This window comes from Mesorhizobium sp. B2-5-7 (assembly GCF_006440875.1).
In the GTDB taxonomy this organism is placed as follows: Bacteria; Pseudomonadota; Alphaproteobacteria; order Rhizobiales; family Rhizobiaceae; genus Mesorhizobium; species Mesorhizobium australicum.
Genome location: NZ_VFUO01000004.1, coordinates 189393 through 207800, shown reverse-complemented (window position 1 = coordinate 207800; position 18408 = coordinate 189393). Strand labels below are relative to the sequence as shown.

At 64.1% G+C, this 18408-nt stretch carries 16 protein-coding genes; 6 read left to right on the top strand and 10 right to left on the bottom strand.

Translation table 11 applies throughout. From position 1 onward, the window contains the following. Positions 1 to 197: 197 nt before the first annotated feature. Positions 198 to 1820 carry an ABC-F family ATP-binding cassette domain-containing protein gene (locus FJ543_RS18920; RefSeq protein ID WP_140876436.1) on the top strand — a complete coding sequence of 541 codons (1623 nt, stop codon included), beginning with the start codon at positions 198 to 200 and terminating at the stop codon, positions 1818 to 1820. A gap of 68 nt (positions 1821 to 1888) precedes the next feature. On the opposite strand, the gene FJ543_RS18915 is transcribed toward FJ543_RS18920, so the two are convergent. Then, positions 1889 to 2329, bottom strand: coding sequence for a hypothetical protein (locus tag FJ543_RS18915; protein WP_140663452.1), 441 nt, complete (start codon positions 2327 to 2329; stop codon positions 1889 to 1891). Between the two features lie 223 nt (positions 2330 to 2552). On the opposite strand from FJ543_RS18915, the gene FJ543_RS18910 reads away from it, so the two are divergent. Then, positions 2553 to 2918, top strand: a complete 366-nt coding sequence (locus FJ543_RS18910; protein ID WP_140876434.1) for a hypothetical protein — start codon at positions 2553 to 2555, stop codon at positions 2916 to 2918. Positions 2919 to 2974: 56 nt separating this feature from the next. Here the strand turns inward: FJ543_RS18910 and FJ543_RS18905 are convergent, their stop codons facing one another. Beyond that, entirely contained in the window at positions 2975 to 3685 is a 711-nt protein-coding gene (locus FJ543_RS18905; protein ID WP_140876432.1) for a hypothetical protein, read from the bottom strand. A gap of 153 nt (positions 3686 to 3838) precedes the next feature. Then, entirely contained in the window at positions 3839 to 3979 is a 141-nt protein-coding gene (locus tag FJ543_RS31485; protein WP_181174012.1) for a hypothetical protein, read from the bottom strand. Between the two features lie 314 nt (positions 3980 to 4293). Between FJ543_RS31485 and FJ543_RS18900 the strand changes: the two genes are divergently transcribed. From FJ543_RS18900 to FJ543_RS18890, 3 genes are all read left to right on the top strand, one after another. Continuing rightward, positions 4294 to 5268, top strand: coding sequence for a GlxA family transcriptional regulator (locus FJ543_RS18900; protein WP_140876430.1), 975 nt, complete (start codon positions 4294 to 4296; stop codon positions 5266 to 5268). 130 nt (positions 5269 to 5398) lie between these two features. Then, complete coding sequence (locus FJ543_RS18895; RefSeq protein WP_140876428.1) at positions 5399 to 6727, top strand: aspartate aminotransferase family protein; 1329 nt, start codon at positions 5399 to 5401, stop codon at positions 6725 to 6727. A gap of 121 nt (positions 6728 to 6848) precedes the next feature. Then, positions 6849 to 8006, top strand: a complete 1158-nt coding sequence (locus FJ543_RS18890) for an FAD-dependent oxidoreductase (protein ID WP_140876426.1) — start codon at positions 6849 to 6851, stop codon at positions 8004 to 8006. A gap of 173 nt (positions 8007 to 8179) precedes the next feature. Here FJ543_RS18890 and FJ543_RS18885 read toward each other — a convergent pair whose 3' ends face one another. The 6 genes from FJ543_RS18885 to FJ543_RS18860 form a co-directional block, all read right to left on the bottom strand. Next, positions 8180 to 9343: an ABC transporter ATP-binding protein gene (locus tag FJ543_RS18885; RefSeq protein WP_140876424.1), complete on the bottom strand. Its 1164-nt coding sequence runs from the start codon at positions 9341 to 9343 to the stop codon at positions 8180 to 8182. After that, positions 9336 to 10478 (bottom strand): ABC transporter substrate-binding protein, encoded by a 1143-nt coding sequence (locus FJ543_RS18880; RefSeq protein ID WP_140617953.1) that lies wholly within the window; start codon positions 10476 to 10478, stop codon positions 9336 to 9338. Before FJ543_RS18880 ends, FJ543_RS18885 begins: the two co-directional genes overlap by 8 nt. Next, positions 10475 to 11317, bottom strand: coding sequence for an ABC transporter permease (locus FJ543_RS18875; RefSeq protein ID WP_140617954.1), 843 nt, complete (start codon positions 11315 to 11317; stop codon positions 10475 to 10477). The genes FJ543_RS18880 and FJ543_RS18875 overlap by 4 nt, the downstream gene beginning before the upstream one ends. A gap of 13 nt (positions 11318 to 11330) precedes the next feature. Continuing rightward, entirely contained in the window at positions 11331 to 12209 is an 879-nt protein-coding gene (locus tag FJ543_RS18870) for an ABC transporter permease (RefSeq protein ID WP_140876422.1), read from the bottom strand. Positions 12210 to 12418: 209 nt separating this feature from the next. Then, positions 12419 to 14311 carry a molecular chaperone HtpG gene (gene htpG / locus FJ543_RS18865; protein WP_140876420.1) on the bottom strand — a complete coding sequence of 631 codons (1893 nt, stop codon included), beginning with the start codon at positions 14309 to 14311 and terminating at the stop codon, positions 12419 to 12421. Between the two features lie 231 nt (positions 14312 to 14542). Next, positions 14543 to 15427: a hypothetical protein gene (locus FJ543_RS18860; protein WP_140876418.1), complete on the bottom strand. Its 885-nt coding sequence runs from the start codon at positions 15425 to 15427 to the stop codon at positions 14543 to 14545. Between the two features lie 124 nt (positions 15428 to 15551). On the opposite strand from FJ543_RS18860, the gene FJ543_RS18855 reads away from it, so the two are divergent. Continuing rightward, positions 15552 to 17600 (top strand): ABC transporter ATP-binding protein/permease, encoded by a 2049-nt coding sequence (locus tag FJ543_RS18855; RefSeq protein ID WP_246678839.1) that lies wholly within the window; start codon positions 15552 to 15554, stop codon positions 17598 to 17600. Positions 17601 to 17646: 46 nt separating this feature from the next. Here FJ543_RS18855 and FJ543_RS18850 read toward each other — a convergent pair whose 3' ends face one another. Then, positions 17647 to 18369, bottom strand: coding sequence for a haloacid dehalogenase type II (locus tag FJ543_RS18850; protein WP_140876416.1), 723 nt, complete (start codon positions 18367 to 18369; stop codon positions 17647 to 17649). Positions 18370 to 18408 lie beyond the last annotated feature (39 nt).

The window sequence follows — 18408 nt, the reverse complement described above, 5'->3', positions numbered from 1 at the left end:
TTCGACCGCCCGCCGATTTTTCATGGACGCCGGCAGGCAGGAGCAGCCATGCAAACCGCCGATTTCCGCCAGTTGAGGAAATCGGCGCCTCGTGCTCCGCCAGGCATCTGCGGCGCTTCTGCCTCTTCCCCTGGCATCTTCATTCGCGTAAGGGCGCGGGCAAATCCTCCAATCTCCTTTGAGCCTCCCGGATCACCATGATCAGACTTGAAAACATCGGCAAGCAGAACGGCCGTCAGCTTGTCTTCATCGAGGCGTCGGCCACGCTGCAGAAGGGCGAGAAGATCGGCCTCGTCGGGCCGAACGGCGCCGGCAAGACGACCTTGTTTCGCATGATCACGGGCCAGGAGCAGCCTGACGAGGGCCAGGTGCAGGTCGATCGTGGCGTCACCATCGGCTATTTCAGCCAGGATGTCGGCGACATGGCGGGCCACAGCGCGGTCGCGGAAGTGATGAACGGCGCTGGGCCGGTGAGCGACGTGGCGGCCGAAATGGCGGAACTCGAGGCTGCGATGGCCGACCCCGACCAGGCCGACCGGATGGATGAGATCATCGAAAAGTATGGCGAGGCGCAGCATCGCTTCGAGGAACTCGACGGTTATGCGCTGGACGGGCGTGCCCGCGAGGTGCTGGACGGTCTGGGCTTCAGCCAGGAGATGATGGACGGCGACGTCGGCAAACTCTCGGGCGGCTGGAAGATGCGCGTGGCGCTGGCCCGCATCCTGCTGATGCGGCCCGACGCCATGCTGCTCGACGAACCGTCGAACCATCTCGACCTGGAAAGCCTGATCTGGCTTGAGCAGTTCCTGAAAGGCTATGACGGCGCGCTGCTGATGACCTCGCACGACCGCGAGTTCATGAACCGCATCGTCAACAAGATCGTCGAGATCGATGCGGGATCGCTCACCGCCTATTCCGGCAATTACGAATTCTACCAGCAGCAGCGGGCGATCGCCGACAAGCAGCAGCAGGCTCAGTTCGAACGTCAGCAGGCGATGCTGGCCAAGGAGATCGCCTTCATCGAGCGCTTCAAGGCGCGTGCCTCGCATGCCGCGCAGGTGCAGAGCCGGGTGAAGAAGTTAGACAAAATCGACCGCGTCGAGCCGCCAAAGCGCCGCCAGGTGGTGAATTTCGAGTTCCAGCCGGCGCCGCGCTGCGGCGAGGACGTCGTCACCTTGAAGAACGTGCACAAGGCCTATGGCAGCCGCACCATCTATGAAGGGCTCGACTTCCAGGTCCGCCGCCGCGAGCGTTGGTGCATCATGGGCGTCAATGGCGCGGGAAAATCGACGCTGCTGAAGCTGGTGGCCGGTGCTTCCGATCCCGATACCGGTACGGTGGCGCGGGGACCGAGTGTGAAAATGGGCTATTTCGCCCAGCACGCCATGGAGTTGCTCGAAGGCGAGCGCACCGTGTTCCAGACGCTGGAGGATAATTTTCCGCAGGCCGGCCAGGCGCCGCTTCGGGCACTTGCCGGCTGTTTCGGCTTTTCCGGCGACGAGATCGAGAAGAAATGCCGGGTGCTGTCAGGCGGCGAGAAGGCAAGGCTGGTGATGGCGCTGATGCTGTTCGAGCCGCCCAACCTCCTGGTGCTGGACGAACCGACCAACCATCTGGACATCACCACCAAGCAGATGCTGATCGAGGCGCTGTCGCAGTATGAAGGCACGATGCTGTTCGTCTCGCACGACCGGCATTTCCTGGCCGCGCTGTCGAACCGCGTGCTCGAACTGACGCCGGAAGGCATCCACACCTATGGTGGCGGCTATACGGAATATGTCGAGCGCACTGGACAGGAAGCACCCGGGCTGAGGAGCTGATTTCCAGTTTCAAAATGTGCGCCGGAGCGCGTCGCACGGTCATGGCGACGCGCTTCACGCCACGAGGCTTATCTCAGCGAGATGGCGAGCCCACTCAGATCGGCGTTGACCTGCAGGCCAACCTGTCGGCCCGTGAGTTCAAGCTGGGCGCCCTTGTCGTTGGTCATCACGATCACCTGGGCGCCTTTGCCGAGCGTGCCGCCGCCGCCGGCGGCGCCGTATACGCCAGTCACATCCCGGACGCGCTTGATGTGGCGCACGGTGCCCTGGAAATAGGTCTTGGAGACCCCGAAGGCGAGGCCGCCCGAGACGCCGCCGATCGAGATCGGGTATTTGCGGCCATGGAAAGTCAGCGTGCCCTCGCCACCGGAGCCGCCGACAAAGAAGGCCGCCTTGTAGACGGAGAAGCGGATTTTACCGCTGTCGGCATGCGCGGCGCTGGCCAGGCTGACGCCCGCCGCGGCGATCGCGGCAATGGCGATTGAACGAAATCCGGACGAAATAGTCATGATGGGAACTCCTGAAGATGTCCGCCTTGCCCGCCGGCAAGAATGTCAGCGTCGTATCAAGTTACAACTGAACAGTCTCGCCCATCATTGGTTCCCAGCTGCGGTCCAAATCTGGCGACGGGCGGGCCCCAGGAAACGAGGCCGGGCTCTCTGGTCGCAACGCTTCCCTTGTGAGATGAAGGCGTCCATGTACTCTCCACGGTGGTTGGCAAAGGGCTTCTGGATGAAAATTGCGGTGGGGCTTGCAATGTCCGCATTGGCCGCGACGATGGCCGGATGCGCGACCTCTCCAGTCGATTACGGAGCCTCTCTTTCGCAGCAGGACCAGAAATGGGCGTCGCCGCAATGCCAGCAAGCTCGAGCGGCGGCTTCGGACTACGCGGTCCGCGAAAAAACGCATCCGGGTTGGGAATTCGTTGCACTTGGCCCGTACGGATTGGGGATCATAGCGGCCACCAAGGAGCACGAGCAGAAGCAGCGAAAGCTGCTCGCCCGCGACGTCCATCTGCAATGTTCGAGCCTTCCCCTGCCCAAGGAATTGCAGGGCGATCTCGGCGCTTCCGGTCCCGGTAAGGCGCAATATCCGTAGACGGGAATGGGGCGCGAGCGCGATCCTCGCCGGAAAATCGTTTTCCTGGGGTTGCTCTACCGCAGCAATCCTTCCGCCTCGAACGTGTCCCAGCCCTCGAGCTTTGGCGCATCGTCTTTTCCCGAATTCCTGGTCTTGCGGGCGTTGCCCGTCCGCTTGCCTGCTCGCGTCAGCGCGGCCTTGCCAGCTCCGCGCCTCCTGTTTTCGGATGTTTCCCGCGCGTCCTCCTCCCGCCAGGCGGTCGCCAGGTCACGATCAAGAACGTCCTCGATGTGGCGTGGATCGAAGACATGGAAGGTCACGGCCTTGGATCGCCCGCGCATCTTTACGGTGCGCGTGCCGATGCTTTTCAGGCGACCGTCCCTGAGCCACTTGTGCCGCTCGCGCGACGAGATGGTGAGAATGTCCTCCGCTTCTCGCGGAAGCACGGCCAGCGCTTCGATCCCCTCCAGCGTCCTGGAGATGGTCGCCGAGGCGGCCCGGAACGCATCCGCGTCGGCTTGCAGCATGCGCAAGACGATGCGGCCGGTCTCGGCCTTGGCAAATTTCCTCACTGTCCAGGGCAGCCTGGCTCGTACTTCGCGTTCGATCCCTTTCAGGCGCAAGGAGGAGCCAAGCGTCGCCGACGGCGGCAGCGGCCATTCGGCAACCATTGACGCGGTGCTCGCGCCTTGCTCGGCCCTCCGGTCAGGGGTGGTCGCAATCGCCGCTGCGATGCCACCTAGGACCTTCCGCAGGGAACCGCGCCGCTTGGCTGCAGGTTTCATATTTTATCTTCGCTCGTCAGGTGCCTGCCGTGCAACGATCGTTCGCACAACAGACAACCGAAATCAGGCTCGATCAGTTCCCCTAGCATGGGACCCGGCGGGTGTTCGGCTTCATCGGCGGGGCAGTTGGATTCGCCGCCCGATGGACACGCTTCATTCGCGTTCGCCAAACCACCGCGCCGCGGCCTTGGCAACTCCCTCCAGGTCCGGATCAGCGTCGGTGGGGCCGCCACCGCAGCCAATCAGCCAGCGCGCGCGAAGTGTCTCGCCGCCGGCGCGGACGGTCGTGCTCATCCGACTGCTCGAAGTCCTCGACTCCGAGGCCGCGCCTGATCTCGGCGCTGATCGCGCTTGCCCGCGCGGCGAGAAGGGTTGCGATCGCCTTCATGTCGGACGCGACGGGCGCTTGAGCAGCGTCCGATGTTCGTCGCGGGGATCTCGTGCACGAAGCCGAAGACCAGAACTTTCCCGGCGAAAGGAATTCGCTGGCGAAAGGAGTTGGGCTTGCCAAACCAACTCTGCCTTTTCCGACACGGGCTATATAAGGGGGTGGCGATTGATGCGCAGCAGGGTGCAATCAGAGGGCACGAGGACGGTTCCGAACAACAATGGCCAGGCGTTTTGCGTTTCTCCTCGTTCGCGACTTCACGCTGTCGCCGCTATCGTTGTTCATCGACACGCTGCGGCTGGCGGGCGATGAGGGCGACCGCAGCCGCAGGATAGAGTTCGACTGGGAGATCGTCGGCGAACGCGGCCTGCCGATCCGGGCAAGTTGCGGCGTCGAATTGCTGCCGACCGGGGGGATCGGCAACCCCGAGGATTTCGATAACGTGGTCGTGGTCGGCGGCCTGCTCGACACAAACCGCAGCCTGAGTTCCGAGAAGGAGGCGTTTCTTTTGCGTGCCGCCGGCAAGGGCGTGCCGCTGACGTCGCTCTGCACGGGAAGCTTCGTGCTGGCGCGCTACGGGTTGCTCGATGGCTACAGCGCCGCCGTCAGTTGGTTCCACATCAAGGATTTCCGCAGCCGGTTCCCGGAGGTCAACGCCCATGCCGACAGCCTTTTTACCGTCGACCGGGGCCGCGCGACATGCGCGGGCGGCACGGGTGCCGCCGACCTCGCGGGCCATTTCGTGTCCCAGTTCATCGGCCAGAAGGCGGCCGAGAAGGCCGCCAAGATCCTGGTGCTCGACCGGATCAGGAGCAGCCGCGACGTGCAGCCCGTCGGCGACCTGTTTCCGGCAGCGTCGAGCCGGGCGGTGAAGCGGGCCTTGCTGTTGATGGAGAGCAACCTGCAGGAGACGCTGTCGGTGGCCGAGATCGCAAGCCGCCTGAACTGCTCGCGGCGCCAGCTCGAACGGCTCTTCGGGTTGGAACTGGGCATCGGCCCGATGGCGGCATATCTGACGCTCAGGGTGCATCATGCGAAGTCGCTGCTGGAAGGCAGCGACTTGCAGATCGGCGACATCGCCTACCGCTGCGGCTTCACCAATGCCGGCCATTTCAGCCGTGTGTTCCGCCAGCAGACCGGCATCACGCCAACCCACCTCAGGCATCCGAACCGGGCAGTGGCGGCGGGAGGATAATGGTCAGTGACGGCCTGGTCGTGTCGCATACTCCGCCTGGCCGATTGCGTCGGTGCAGAAGCTGGTCATAGCATTGCGACGAGCGGCGGTGCCGCCGCTGCCTTGACGGTCAAATTCGCCAGCGAGAGCCATGCCGCATTATCCTGACGCCATGCCTGGATCAAAGAGCCTCTTCGAGCGCGCCAAGAGGGTGATGCCGGGCGGCAATACGCGCACCACCGTCTTTGTCGATCCGTTTCCGATCTATGCCGCGCGCGGCGAGGGGTGCAGGGTCTGGGATGTCGACGGCAACGTCTACTATGACTGCATCAACAATTTCACCTCGATGATCCATGGCTACACACATCCCGACGTCGCTGCCGCCGTGGTCGAGCAACTGCCGTTCGGCACGGCCTTCGGCGCCCCGACGCTCAGCGAGATCGAGCTTGCCGAGCTTCTCGTCGACCGGCTGCCCTCCGTCGACCGGATCCGCTTCACCAACTCTGGCACGGAGGGGGTGATGATGGCCATCAAGGCCGCGCGCGCCTTCACCGGGCGGCCGAAGATCGTCAAGATCGAAGGCGCCTACCATGGGTCGTATGATTTCGCCGAGGTGAGCCTGGACAGTTCCCCGTCCAATTGGGGCGACATGCCAAGCTCGACGCCTTACGCAAAGGGAACGCCGCGCGGGGTGCTGGACGATGTGATTGCCGTGCCCTTCAACGATGTCGAGGCGCTTCGCGCCGTCTTCGCCACCCAGGGCGACAGCATAGCAGGCGTGCTGATCGATCCTATACCCAATCGTGCCGGCCTCATCCCGGCACGCCGGGACTATCTGCACGCGATGGTCGAGATCGCCTGGGCGGCCGGGGCCCTGATTGTCTTCGACGAAGTCATCTCGTTTCGCCTTGGCTGGTCGGGCGCGCAGGGGTTGTGGGGCATCGAGCCCGACCTGACCGCGCTCGGAAAGATCATCGGCGGCGGCTTCCCCGTGGGCGCCGTTGGCGGGCGCGCCGATGTCATGGCGGTGTTCGATCCGACCAGGGGCAAGCCCGCTCTTCCCCATGGCGGCACGTTCACCGCCAATCCGGTGACCATGCGGGCCGGGCTCGCCTCGATGCGGGCGCTGACGAAGGAGAGCTTTGCCCATCTCGATACACTGGGCGCATTCCTGCGCGAAGGGGTGTCCGCCTCGTTCGACAGGCATGGCCTTGCCGGCCAATGCGTGGGCCTCGGTTCGCTGTTCAAGGTTCATTTTACCTCGCATCCGGTTACGGACTATAGATCCGTCTATCCGGACCAGGCCGAGCACCGGAGGTTCGAGACATTCCACAAGGGCTTGCTCGGCCGCGGCGTCCTGTCTGCCAGCTACGGCCTGTTCGCGCTCTCGACGCCCATGACACAGGCGGACGCGCGCAGCATTCTGCATGCGATCGACGACACCTTGGGCGAGATCGCCGCGCAGCGTGGATCAGGATGACGTTTGGTCGATTCGCCTCCCTATCCCTTGTCGAAGCATGATCTCTGGACAGACGGAAACCGTTAGTCCGAGAAAACCGGTTCCCACGTCTGGGATCATGCCTGAAAGCAGGTGACCCTATATGACAGCTTCCCTCCATGTCGTGGTGATCGGTGCGGGCACGCTGGGCCTATGCACGGCGCTCAACCTCCTCGAACAGGGCGCACGCGTGACGGTGCTGGAAGCGCAGTCGATCGCTTCAGGCTCGAGCGGCAGGTCGGTCGGCGTTGTCGGGTCGCAATTTACCGATCCGTTCGAGATCATGCTTCGCGTTCATTCGTTCCGCCGGTTTCGCCAGTGGGAGGGGCAGGGGCTTCAATTCAACCACATCGGTTATCTTCGGCTCGCGCGCACGCCCGCGCAGATGGAGCTGTTCGCGAAATCAGTCGAGATTCAGGGCGGGGCCGGCCTGAAGTCGCGCCTGATCCGTGCGAACGAACTCAGGGACCTTGTTCCCCACCTCAGCCCCGACGGGCTCGAAGGCGGTTTGTTCGGACCCGACAACGGCTTTCTCGATCCCTATGACATGTGCAATTTCCTGGCGCGGATCGTCCGCGAAAAGGCCGGCGACATCCACCAGTACCGCAAGGTCCTCGGGGTGGGAAGGCGGCCAGGCGGCTACAGGCTGGAGACCAATGGCGATCCGGTCGAATGCGATGCCGTGGTCAACGCAGGCGGCGCATGGGCGCCGCGGGTCGCCGAGCTCTTCGGCCAGCGCCTGCACATTTGGCCCGAGCGCCATGAGGCGGTCGTGATCCATCTGGACAGGCCGCTCGACTATACGATGCCGATGGTCATGGACCTCGTGGACGGCGAGGGCAGCGGCCTTAATTTCCGCCACGACAAGCCTGGCGCGCTGATTGCCGAGATCCACAAGGTGACGTCCATCGCTCCCGAGGATCCGGACAATTACAACGATCAGTGCGAGGAGCAATCGAAGGTCCACCTGGCCGAACTGCTGCTGGAACGGCTGCCCGATCTGCCGGGCGCGCGGCTTGGCCGTGGCTGGGCCGGCCTTTATCCTGTCACGGCCGATCATCGGCCGCTTGTCGGACCGATCGATGCCTCGGAACCGGCATTGGTCACCGCCGCCGGCGCCGGCGGCTATGGCATCCAGCTGGCGCCGGTGATCGGGCAGATCGCGGCGGATTGGGTTCTTCAAGGCGCGCCGGCTTCAGTGCCCGGAGCCGGGAGCCTTGCACCCACGGCCGAGCGCAACATCCGCAAAGTCGATCACTGACCGGTGCGAGTTGAAACCAGACCGGCGCTGCCGGAATTGCGCAAAACAAGCGTTTAGAGCCCCGATGGGAATCTGCAGACCCCACGCCTTCAGGCGGCTGGGATCTGGGCTGTTGCGCGAGACGGCACGGGCGCGTCAAATGGTGGCTGAACCGCACCAAGCGCCCGCGACCTTCAGGAAATCCGCTTCCCGGCCCCGTCCAGCAGCACGCAGCCGTCCGGGGCAAAACCCAACTCGATCGTCTCGCCTTCGCGAAGCACGCGGCCAGTGATCGGTGTATTGGCGCGGAGGCTGGTCTTGCCGCCGATGTCGATCTCGTAGATCGCGCTGCCGCCCAGATAGGAGGCCGAGATCACGCGGCCGGACAGCCGATTGGCGCTCGTTCCAGCACCGACCGAAAATTTCTGCGGCCGCACCACGACGGTGACCTTGCTGCCGTCGGCAAGCGGCCTTGGACAAGCCACGCTGACCGTCTGGCTGGTGCCAAGCACCACCGTTACCGTTCCTTGGCCGGACCGGCTCACGGTCCCTGCAAGCATGTTGGCCTTGCCGAGGAAGTCGGCGACGAAGGCTGTCGCCGGCGCCTCGTAGACCTCCTCCGGAGTGCCGATCTGCTCCACCGCGCCCGCGTTCATCACCACGATACGATCCGACATGGAAAGGGCTTCTTCCTGGTCGTGCGTGACGAAGATGGCGGTGATGCCGGTTTCCTTCTGAATCTTCTTGATCTCGACGCGCATCTCCTCGCGCATGTTGGCGTCCAGCGCCGACAACGGCTCATCCAGCAGCAACACCTGCGGCTCGAAGACGATGGCGCGGGCGAGCGCGATGCGCTGCTGCTGCCCGCCTGACAGTTGCGACGGCAGCTTCTTCTCGCTGCCCGGCAGCCGCACCATTTCGAGCGCCTTGCCGACCTTGCGCACGATCTCGGGCTTCGGCACGTTGCGGTACTTCAGGCCGAAGGCGACGTTGTCGAATACGTTCTTGTGCGGGAAGAGCGCGTAGCTCTGGAAGACCAGCCCGATGTTGCGCTTGTAGATCGGGACGTCGTCGACGCGCCGCCCGTCGATCATGATTTGGCCGCCCGAAATATCGACCAGGCCGGCGATGGAGCGCAGGATCGTGGTCTTGCCGCAACCCGAAGGCCCGAGCAAGGTGACGAAGCTGCCCTTGCGGATCGAGAGCGAGAAATCGCGCACCGCGACGAACTTGCCGTAGGCGATGTCGATGTCGCGGAACTCGACCGCCGGGCTGTTCGCCTCGGCGGCCGCGCTCGCGCCGGCTACCCCGGCCTGAACAGGCCGGGGATGGAGTGTCGTTTCCTGGCTGTCAGGCACCCTTCGAGATCCTGTTCCACTGCTTGGTCCAGGCGTCCTCGTTGGTCGCCCAGTAGGTCGGATCGGCAAAGGTCAGCGACTTCATCGTGCCCGTCTTGTCGAATGCCGGCAGCTTCTCGATCTTCTCGGTCAGCTTGACCTTGTTAGGATCGAGCGACGGCGGATAGCTCTGGCCTTCGGCCACCGCGATCGAGGTCGCCGGGTCGAGCATGAAGTTGATGAGTTCCTCGCATTCGGCCATGGGCGAACCCTTCAGGATCAGCATGTCCTCCATCCAGGCGTAGGAGCCGGCCGGATCGAGATAGCCGATAGGATGGCCCTGGTCCTGCAGCGCGGCGACGCGGCCCGACCAGGCATCGGTCACCACGATCTCACCCTTGGAAAGCAGGTCCATCAGCTCCGCGCCGGAACTCCAGAACTTCTTGGCGAGGTCGCGCGTTTCGCGCACCTTGGCCCAGATGGCGTCCATGTCCTTGAGGTTGTTGGGGTCCTGCCCGGTGGCGAGCGCCGCATACCAGACGCGCGTCGTCATGTCGGAATAGCCGCCGACCTTGCCGGCATATTTCTTGTCGAGCAGGAGCCCGGCGCCCTTCTCCTTGGCTTCCTCCGGCGAGATCACCTTGGTGTTGTAGGCGATGCCGGTCGTGCCGTAGTCGTAGGGCACGGCGGAGAGCTTCGGCGTCAGCTTGCGGAATGGCTCGATCATCGGCTGCAGCACGTTCGCCATGTTGGGAATGTTGGCCTCGTTGATTTCCGAGGTCAGGCCGGCGTTCACATATTTGATGTAGTAGTTGACGCCGGAGGAATGGATGACCTGGTAGTCGCCGGGCTTGGCGGTCTTGATCTTGGTGATGATCTCGTCCTCGTCGCCGAACGTGCCCTGGACCACCTTGATCTTGGTCTTGGTCGTGTAGGGCTGGAAGGCGAACTTGTCGATCGCATCCTGCACCGTGCCGCCCCAACCGTCGAAGCGAACCTCCTGGACCGCGGCGAGCGCCCGGCCCATCCAGGGCATGGAAAGGCCCGCCGATGCTGCCGCGGCTGCGGTCAGCGTCAGGAACGTGCGGCGGCTCAGGTCGCCATTGGCGTATCGATCGTGCAGCCGTTCCAGCCGCTTGGTGGTGGTGAGTTTCATTGTATTTCCTCCTTTGGTTCGCCACGTCTTCTCAGTTTTGTCAGGCTTTGCAGGATCAGGCCACCGATCAGCGGGATGCCGACGGTCACCAGGATCATCACGGTGCCGAGCGCGTTGATCTCCGGGCTGATCGAAATCTTGAGCATGGAAAGGATCTGGGTCGGCATGGTCTCGACGCCGGCCGGCCGCCAGAACAGGCTGGCCGAGGTGTTGTCGAACGAAATGGTGAAGGCGAGCAGGGCGCCGCCGACAACGGCCGGGATGAGCAGCGGCAGCGTGATCTCGCGGAAGGACGAGAAGCGAGAGGCGCCAAGCGACAGTGCGGCCTCCTCGTAGACGCGGCGGATGCCGATCATGCGCGCCTGGGCGATCAGCACCACATAGGGCACGGCGAGCAGGATATGGCCAAGCACCAGGAGCAGCATGGTCCTCGGCTGGTCGACGGCCTTGATCAGCACCAGCAGGCCGACGCCGAGGATGGTTTCCGGCACCAATGCCGGCAGGATCACCAGCGTGCTCAGCGCCTGCTTGCCGCGAAATTCGAAGCGGACCAAGGCAAACGCCGTGGTGACGCCGATGGCGGTGGTGACGATGGCGGTGACCAATGCGATCCACAAGGATGTTCGAAAGGCAGCCAGCACCGCCTCGTTGGCCATCAGCTTGCCGTACCATTGCAGGCTGAAGCCGGTCATCGGGAAGCCGCCGAACATCGAGGCGTTGAACGACAGGACCACTGTCGCCACGATCGGCGCGAACATGAAGATGTAGACGCAGACCGTGACAAAGCCGGTCAGCCGCCAGGCCCATCTGCCTTCCTGCCTGCGCCGTGTTCCCCTCATCCTGCAAGCCCCGTCATCCGCCAAGCCCTTTGACGATCTGCGACATGCCCATGTAGCGCGTGTAGACGGCGGCGAAGAAGCCGAGCACGATGAACAGTACGATCGAAAGCGTGGCCCCCATCGGCCAGTTCAACTCGCCCATGATGGTGTCGTAGATCAGGTTGCCGAACAGCGCGTCGCGGCCCGAGCCGAGAAGCTGCGGCGTGACATAGCTGCCGGCGGCCAGCACGAAGCAAAGCAGCAGGCCCGCCGCCAGGCCGGGCAGCGACAGCGGCAGCGTGACCTCGCGGAACGCCTGCGCGCTCGTGCAGCCCATCGAGCGGGCCGCCGAAATCAACGTGCGATCAATGCTCTCCAGGCTGACATAGACGTTGAGGATCATGTAGGGCAGCAGGAAGTGCAGCATGCCCAGAATGACCGCGCCTTCATTGTAGAGCATCTGCAGCGGCTCATGGATGATGCCCATTTTGAGCAGCGCGACGTTGATGACGCCCTGTTCCCCCAGGATGTTGATCCAGGAGAAGGTGCGGATGGTGAAACTGATCCAGAACGGCACGATCAGCAAAAGCAGCAACAGCCATTTGTGCTTGAAGGTCGTGGCCCAGATGAAATAGGCGGGGAAGTAGCCGAGCACGCCGCACAGCAGCGCCGTCATGGCTCCGACCCTCAGCGTCTTCAGGAGGAAGCCGTGATAGTAGCTGTCGGTGAGGAATTCGTGCCAGTTCGCGGTCGTCAGCGCGCTCGTTTCCACGCCGGCGGTGACAAAGGTGAAGAAGGTATAGCCGGCCATCACGGCGATCGGCAGCACCAGGAAAAAGGTTAGCAGCAAGAGCACCGGCGCGACCAGCATCCAGGCCAGCCGTGGATCATACAATGTCCATCGTCGTTCCATGAGCACCCGGAAGTCCGCGCCTTCTTTGAAGGCCTGTTTTGTTCCCGGGCCAAGATTGGGTGATTGGCGGCCCGATGTCTACAGTCGGCGATTGAGCCAGCGGACTTCAGCGCGTTGCCGGGTGCGAGAGATGCCGAAATTTGTCGGGAGACGGGGTCGCCACGCAACCCCGTTCGACCACACGTCGGGAACGGCTGGCCGGCGTCTCCTCAGCCCTTCGAAATACCGCGCGCGATCAGCCGGGCGAGGCGCTCCGAAAACGCCCTTGCGTCGGCCGGCTTGTCGCCGTCGAGGACGCGCGCCTCGTCGTAGAGAAGGTGGGCGGCATCCTCCTTGAAGGCTTGCTCGTCTTCGCCGAGGTTGGCGAGTGCCAGGACGCGCTCGTGGCGGGGGTTGATCTCGAGGATCGGTTTGGCCGTCTTGTCGAGGCGGCCGGCGGCGTTGAGCAGCCGCTCGAACTGCCGGTCGGGACCGTGTTCGGGCGCCACCAGGCAGACCGCGCTTTCGGTCAGGCGGTCGGAGGCCTTCACGTCCGACACGGCATCGCCAAGCGCCGCCTTGACGAAGGCCAGGAAGCCATCGACCTCGGGCGCCGCCGCCGCATCCGGCTTGTTCGCCTCGTCGAGCAGCGGGATCTCGGAAAGTTCAGCCACGCCCTGCGTCACCGACCTGAACGGCTTGCCGTCGAATTCGGGCGCCATCGACGTCCAGAAACTGTCGACCGCGTCGGTGAGCAGCAGCACCTCGATACCGCGTGCCTTGAAACCTTCGAGCTGCGGCGAGGCTTCGAGCCGTGCACGGTCGTCGCCGGCCATGAAGAAGATCGCCTTCTGGCCTTCCTTCATCGCCGAGACGTAGTCGGCAAGGCCGCGCCAGCCTTCGCCGGAGGCGGTTGAGCGGAAGCGGGCGAGCTTCAAGAGCTGCTCGCGCCGCTCATGGTCCTCGTAGAGCCCTTCCTTGAGGACGACGCCGAAGTTTTCCCAGATCTTCGCATAGGCCTCGGTCTCGTTCTCCGCCAGCTTGGCGAGATCGCCAAGCACGCGGTTGGTCAGGCCCTTGCGGATCGCGGCAAGCAGCGGGCTTTCCTGGATCATCTCGCGCGAGACGTTGAGCGGCAGGTCGGCGGAATCGACCAGCCCGCGCATGAAGCGCAGGTAGCGCGGCAACAGATCGGCATCGTCGGTGATGAAGACGCGGCGCACATAGAGCTTCATGCGGCCCTTCCGGTCCTGGTCGAAGAGATCGAAGGGACGCGAGCCGGGCACGAAGGCCAGCACGCTATATTCCTGCCGGCCCTCGGCGCGGAAATGGATGGTGGCGGCCGGCTCGTCATACTGGCCGGAGACGCCGCGGTAAAAGTCGGTGTATTCCTCGGGCTTGATCTCGCTCTTCGGCCTGACCCAAAGGGCCGTGCCATCGGCAATGTCGCGCGCCTCGGCACCGGGCCTCTCGATGAGCGTGATCGGCACCGGCACATGGCCCGACTGCGACTTGGCCAGTTGCTCGAGCCGATAGGATCCGGTGTAGGACACGGCGTCGTCCATCAGATGCAGCACGACGCGGGTGCCGCGCTTGGGGGCGGCTTCGAGCGGGGCGGGCGCGATCTCGTAGGAACCCTTGCCGTCGGACGACCAGCGCCAGGCTTCTTCGCTTCCCGCCAGGCGGCTGATGACGTCGACACGGGTCGCGACCATGAAGGCGGAGTAGAAGCCGACGCCGAACTGGCCGATGAGCTGCGTGTCCTCGCTCGAATTGCCGGCGCCGACGCGCTCGATGAAAGCGCGCGTGCCCGAGCGCGCGATCGTGCCCAGCGCCTCCGTCATGTCGTCGCGGCTCATGCCGATGCCGTTGTCCTCGACGGTGATCAGCTTGCCGTCGGGATCGGCTGAAATCGAGATGCGGGGCTTCGGATCGTCGGCCAGCAATTCGGGGCGACTGACGGCCTCGAAGCGCAGCTTCTCGCAGGCGTCGGCGGCGTTGGAAATCAGTTCGCGCAGGAAGACGTCCTTATCGGAATAGACCGAATGCACCATCATGTGCAGCAGCCGCGAAACATCCGCCTCGAATGCCTTGGTTTCCGTCGCTTTCGTGTCTGTCGTCATTCCGGGTTTCCCACGCTTTCCTCCGCCCGCCGCGCCATGCGCGATCAGGACTTCCTTTCACCAATTTTCAACTGTGCTGGCAACTGCCGTCAGCAAGGCCAACGCGCCGACAATATCGTGATGGGATGCTGGGGCCGCAAGGGGGTGGAAACGGTGCTGACGACGAAACAGCCAATCTCCCCCGCGAAGGGGGAGATTGGCAGCGTCGGCGCCGCGCCGGTCCTGCGCGCCCTACTTCCCCGCCATCTGGTCGGCAAGCGCCTGCGCCTGGGCAAGCAGCGTGGGGAAGGCCGGGTTGTCGCGCAGGTTCTTGCCCATGCAGGCGCGGAAGTCGCTGTCGCCTTTTGCCCAGGCGGCGTCGGCGGCATCGGATGTATTTTCGTCGCTGTCGTCGGTGGCCTGCTTGACCAGTTTCTGGGCGGCGGCGTCAGCCGCGGTCCACACCGCGTCGCAGGCCGCCATCCTTGGGACGGGCGGTGTCGCGGGCGCCTCGGCGATCATGACACTGTTGCCCTTGACCAGCGTGACGACGATTTCCTGGTCGTAGTTAGGTCCGACATCCTGTGCCCAGCCGCCGAGGCGGGCGATCGCCATGTCGGCGCCGTCGGGCGTCTTCAGGTTGAAGTCGAGCGTGCCGGTGAAAGCGGCGTCGCTGCCGATCGCCTGGGTGTAGAACGCATCGAGCTTCAGCGCCGCGTCGAAGCTGGTGGGCAGTTTGAGGTCGGCGTCCGTCTCGGCCGCACGCGATTGCAGCCAGCGCTCGACCAGCCCGCGTGTCGACGCCACGATGCTGGGGCCGTCCTCGGTGCCGTGACGCAGCCCGTCCAGCATGCCGAAGCCGACATCGGAGGAACTGAGGCTTTCGATATTGATCCTGCCGGCCGCCGGAAAACCCTTGACCGTGAAAGGTCCAAGAAGCGTCGAAAGGCGCTGTTCGAGATCGGCGCGGGCCTTCTCATTGGCCGCATCGAGCGTTTCCACGGGAGCGTTCGCGCTTTCCATCGCGGCGATGGCCGCGATCGCCTTGTCGCGCGCGGCGATGTAGTCGTCCTCCGGCGAAGCCGCATACGCCGCACCGCTCGCCAGCGCGAACACCAAAGTCCAGACCAGACGCATCGTGAAAACCTCCGTTTTACAAGCTCTTCGCGTGGCTTGGTGGCGATTGTGCGGCGGTGAACTCATGGCGAGACGTGGCGGATATCGGGGCACCAGGACAGCCCTGGCAAGGTCGCAAGCCCTCATGATGAAACCTTCCGATACCCAGGCCGTTATGGCCGTTGTGGCAGACATCAAACCCAAACAGAGGCCGGCCGGCGGCGCCAAGCCAAACGGTGCCAGGAAGCCCCGCCGGGAGAAGGTACCCGATGTCGAGGCCGCATCCGAGGTCGTCGGCGAGGCGGCGCCGCCGCCAGCGGCGGTGGAACCTGATCCGCAGCTGAGCCCCGAACAGGCCGAACAGGCGCGCAAGAAATACCTGCTGAAGCGCTTCTGGATCAGCGCGCGCGGCTATTGGAGCCGGCGGGGCGACAAGCTCGCCTGGCCATGCACGATCGCGCTCCTGATCCTGATCTGCGTCAATGTCGGCTTCCAGTACGGGATCAATGTCTGGAACCGCTCGATCTTCGACGCCATCGAGCAGCGCAATGCGCCGACCGTCTATTTCCTGAGCGCCGTGTTCGTGCCGCTGGTGCTTGGAAGCGTCAGCCTTGTCGTTGCGCAGGTCTATCTGCGCATGACGATCCAGCGCCGCTGGCGCTCGTGGCTCACTACATCCATCATCGGCCGCTGGCTCACCAACGGCCGCTACTACCAGCTCAATCTCGTCAGCGGCGATCACCAGAACCCGGAAGCCCGCATCGCCGACGATTTGCGGATCGCCACCGAATCGCCTGTTGATTTCGTCTCCGGCGTGCTCAACGCGTTCCTGGCGGCCTCGACCTTCATCGTCGTCTTGTGGACCATCGGCGGCGCGCTGACGCTGCCGATCGGCTCCTCGACCGTCACCATTCCGGGCTTTCTCGTCATCACCGCGGTCATCTATGCCGGCATCACCTCCACCTCGATGGTGGTCATCGGCCGGCATTTCGTCGAACTCTCCGAGCAGAAGAACCAGGCGGAAGCGGAATTTCGCTACACGCTGATGCGCGTGCGCGAAAACGGCGAGAGCATCGCCCTGCTCGGCGGCGAGGAGGAGGAGCGCAGCGGCATCGACAGGACCTTCGCCGGCGTGCTGGGGAAGTGGGCGATGCTTGCTGGCCAGCACATGCGCACGGCGCTGGTCTCGCAGGGATCGAGCCTGTTCGCGCCGGTGGTGCCGGTGCTTTTGTGCGCGCCAAAATTCCTCGACGGCTCGATGTCGCTTGGGCAGGTCATGCAGGCGGCATCCGCCTTTGCCATCGTGCAGGGCGCGTTCGGATGGCTGGTCGACAATTACCCGCGCCTGGCCGACTGGAACGCCTCGGCACGGCGCATCGCCTCGCTGATGATGTCGCTGGATGGGCTCGAGCGCGCGGAAGAGAGCGACGCGCTCGGACGCATCAATCGCGGCGAGACCAAGGACGACACGATGCTCAGCCTCAACAATCTGTCCGTGTCGCTCGATGACGGCACCGCCGTGGTCAAGGAAACCGAGGTCGTGATCCAGCCGGGTGAGCGGCTGCTGGTGGCCGGCGAATCCGGTTCGGGCAAGAGCACGCTGGTGCGGGCGATAGCGGGCTTGTGGCCGTGGGGCGGCGGCAGCGTCGATTTCCACCCGGGCAAGCGCATGTTCATGCTGCCGCAGCGCCCCTACATCCCCTCGGGCACGCTGCGCCGGGCCGCTGCCTATCCAGGCGCCGCCGAGGATTGGACGATCCCGCAGATCAGGGCTGCCCTCGACAAGGTTGGGCTCGGTCATCTTGGCGACCGGATCGAGGAAGACGCGCCGTGGGACCAGACCCTGTCGGGCGGCGAGAAGCAGCGCCTGGCCTTCGCGCGGCTGCTCCTGCACGCGCCCGATATCATCGTGCTGGACGAGGCGACGGCGGCACTCGACGAGAAGAGCCAGGACAGGATGATGGAGACCATCATCCACGAATTGCCTAATGTGACCATCTTGAGCGTGGCGCACCGCGCCGAGCTGGAGGCCTTCCACAGCCGCAAGATCACGCTCGAGCGGCGCAAGGGTGGCGCCAAGCTGGTCAGCGATATCGACCTCGCCCCGCGCAAACGCAGGGGCTTGCTCGGCCGCGCCCTGTGGGGTTCCGGCACTTCCGCCGAAAAGCGCGGCGCCGCCCGTAAAAAGAGTTGATGGCGCTCAGGCGAGTTCTGGTTTCAGCTCAAGGGATGGCCTTCTATCAGCCGCCCAATTCTTCCCGATGCGCCTTGGCGAGGTCGGCCATGCTGTCGAAGCGGAAGTCCACCTTCGGCATCTCGCCGGGATCCATCGTGGCGCCGAAACCCTGATCGGCATGCCGGCGGTGGATCCAGCACGATTTAAGGCCCAGGCGGTTGGTCACGGCATGGTCATGAAACAGGCTTTCGGCCGTGTGCAGGACTTGCTTGTCGCCGATCCCGAGCGTCGCCAGTTTTTCCAGCATATAGTCGAAATTCCGGGGCGACGGCTTGTAGGAGCCGATGTCCTCCGCCGTGTAGATCGCATCGAAATCGACGCCGAGCTTCCTGTTGCTGAAGGAGAAGCTGGTGTTGTCGACGTTGGAGAGGATGACGAGCTTGTAGTGCTGCTTGAGGTATTGCAAGGCGGCGGCTGTATCGGCAAAGGCCGGCCAGTCCTTCACGCTTTGGCCATAGGCGATGCATTCCTCCGGCGTGGTCACGACGCCCCATTCCTCGGCGAGCCGCTTGTAGACGACAGCCAGAAGGTCGCAGTAGCGCTTTTGCGGCGTCCAGTCCTGCTGGCTGGATTCGTGCCTGGCATGCGCCTGCAGGATCTCGTCGCGGCCGAGGCCGCGGCCAACCCGCCCGGTCAGCGGCTTCAGGGCGTCGATCATGCCGGATTCCCAATCGATTAGCGTGCCGTAGCAATCGAAGGTCAAGGCCTTGAAATCAGTCAGCTTCATGGTTCACTCCCTTGAGTTGGATAATTGGCTGGCGTTTGC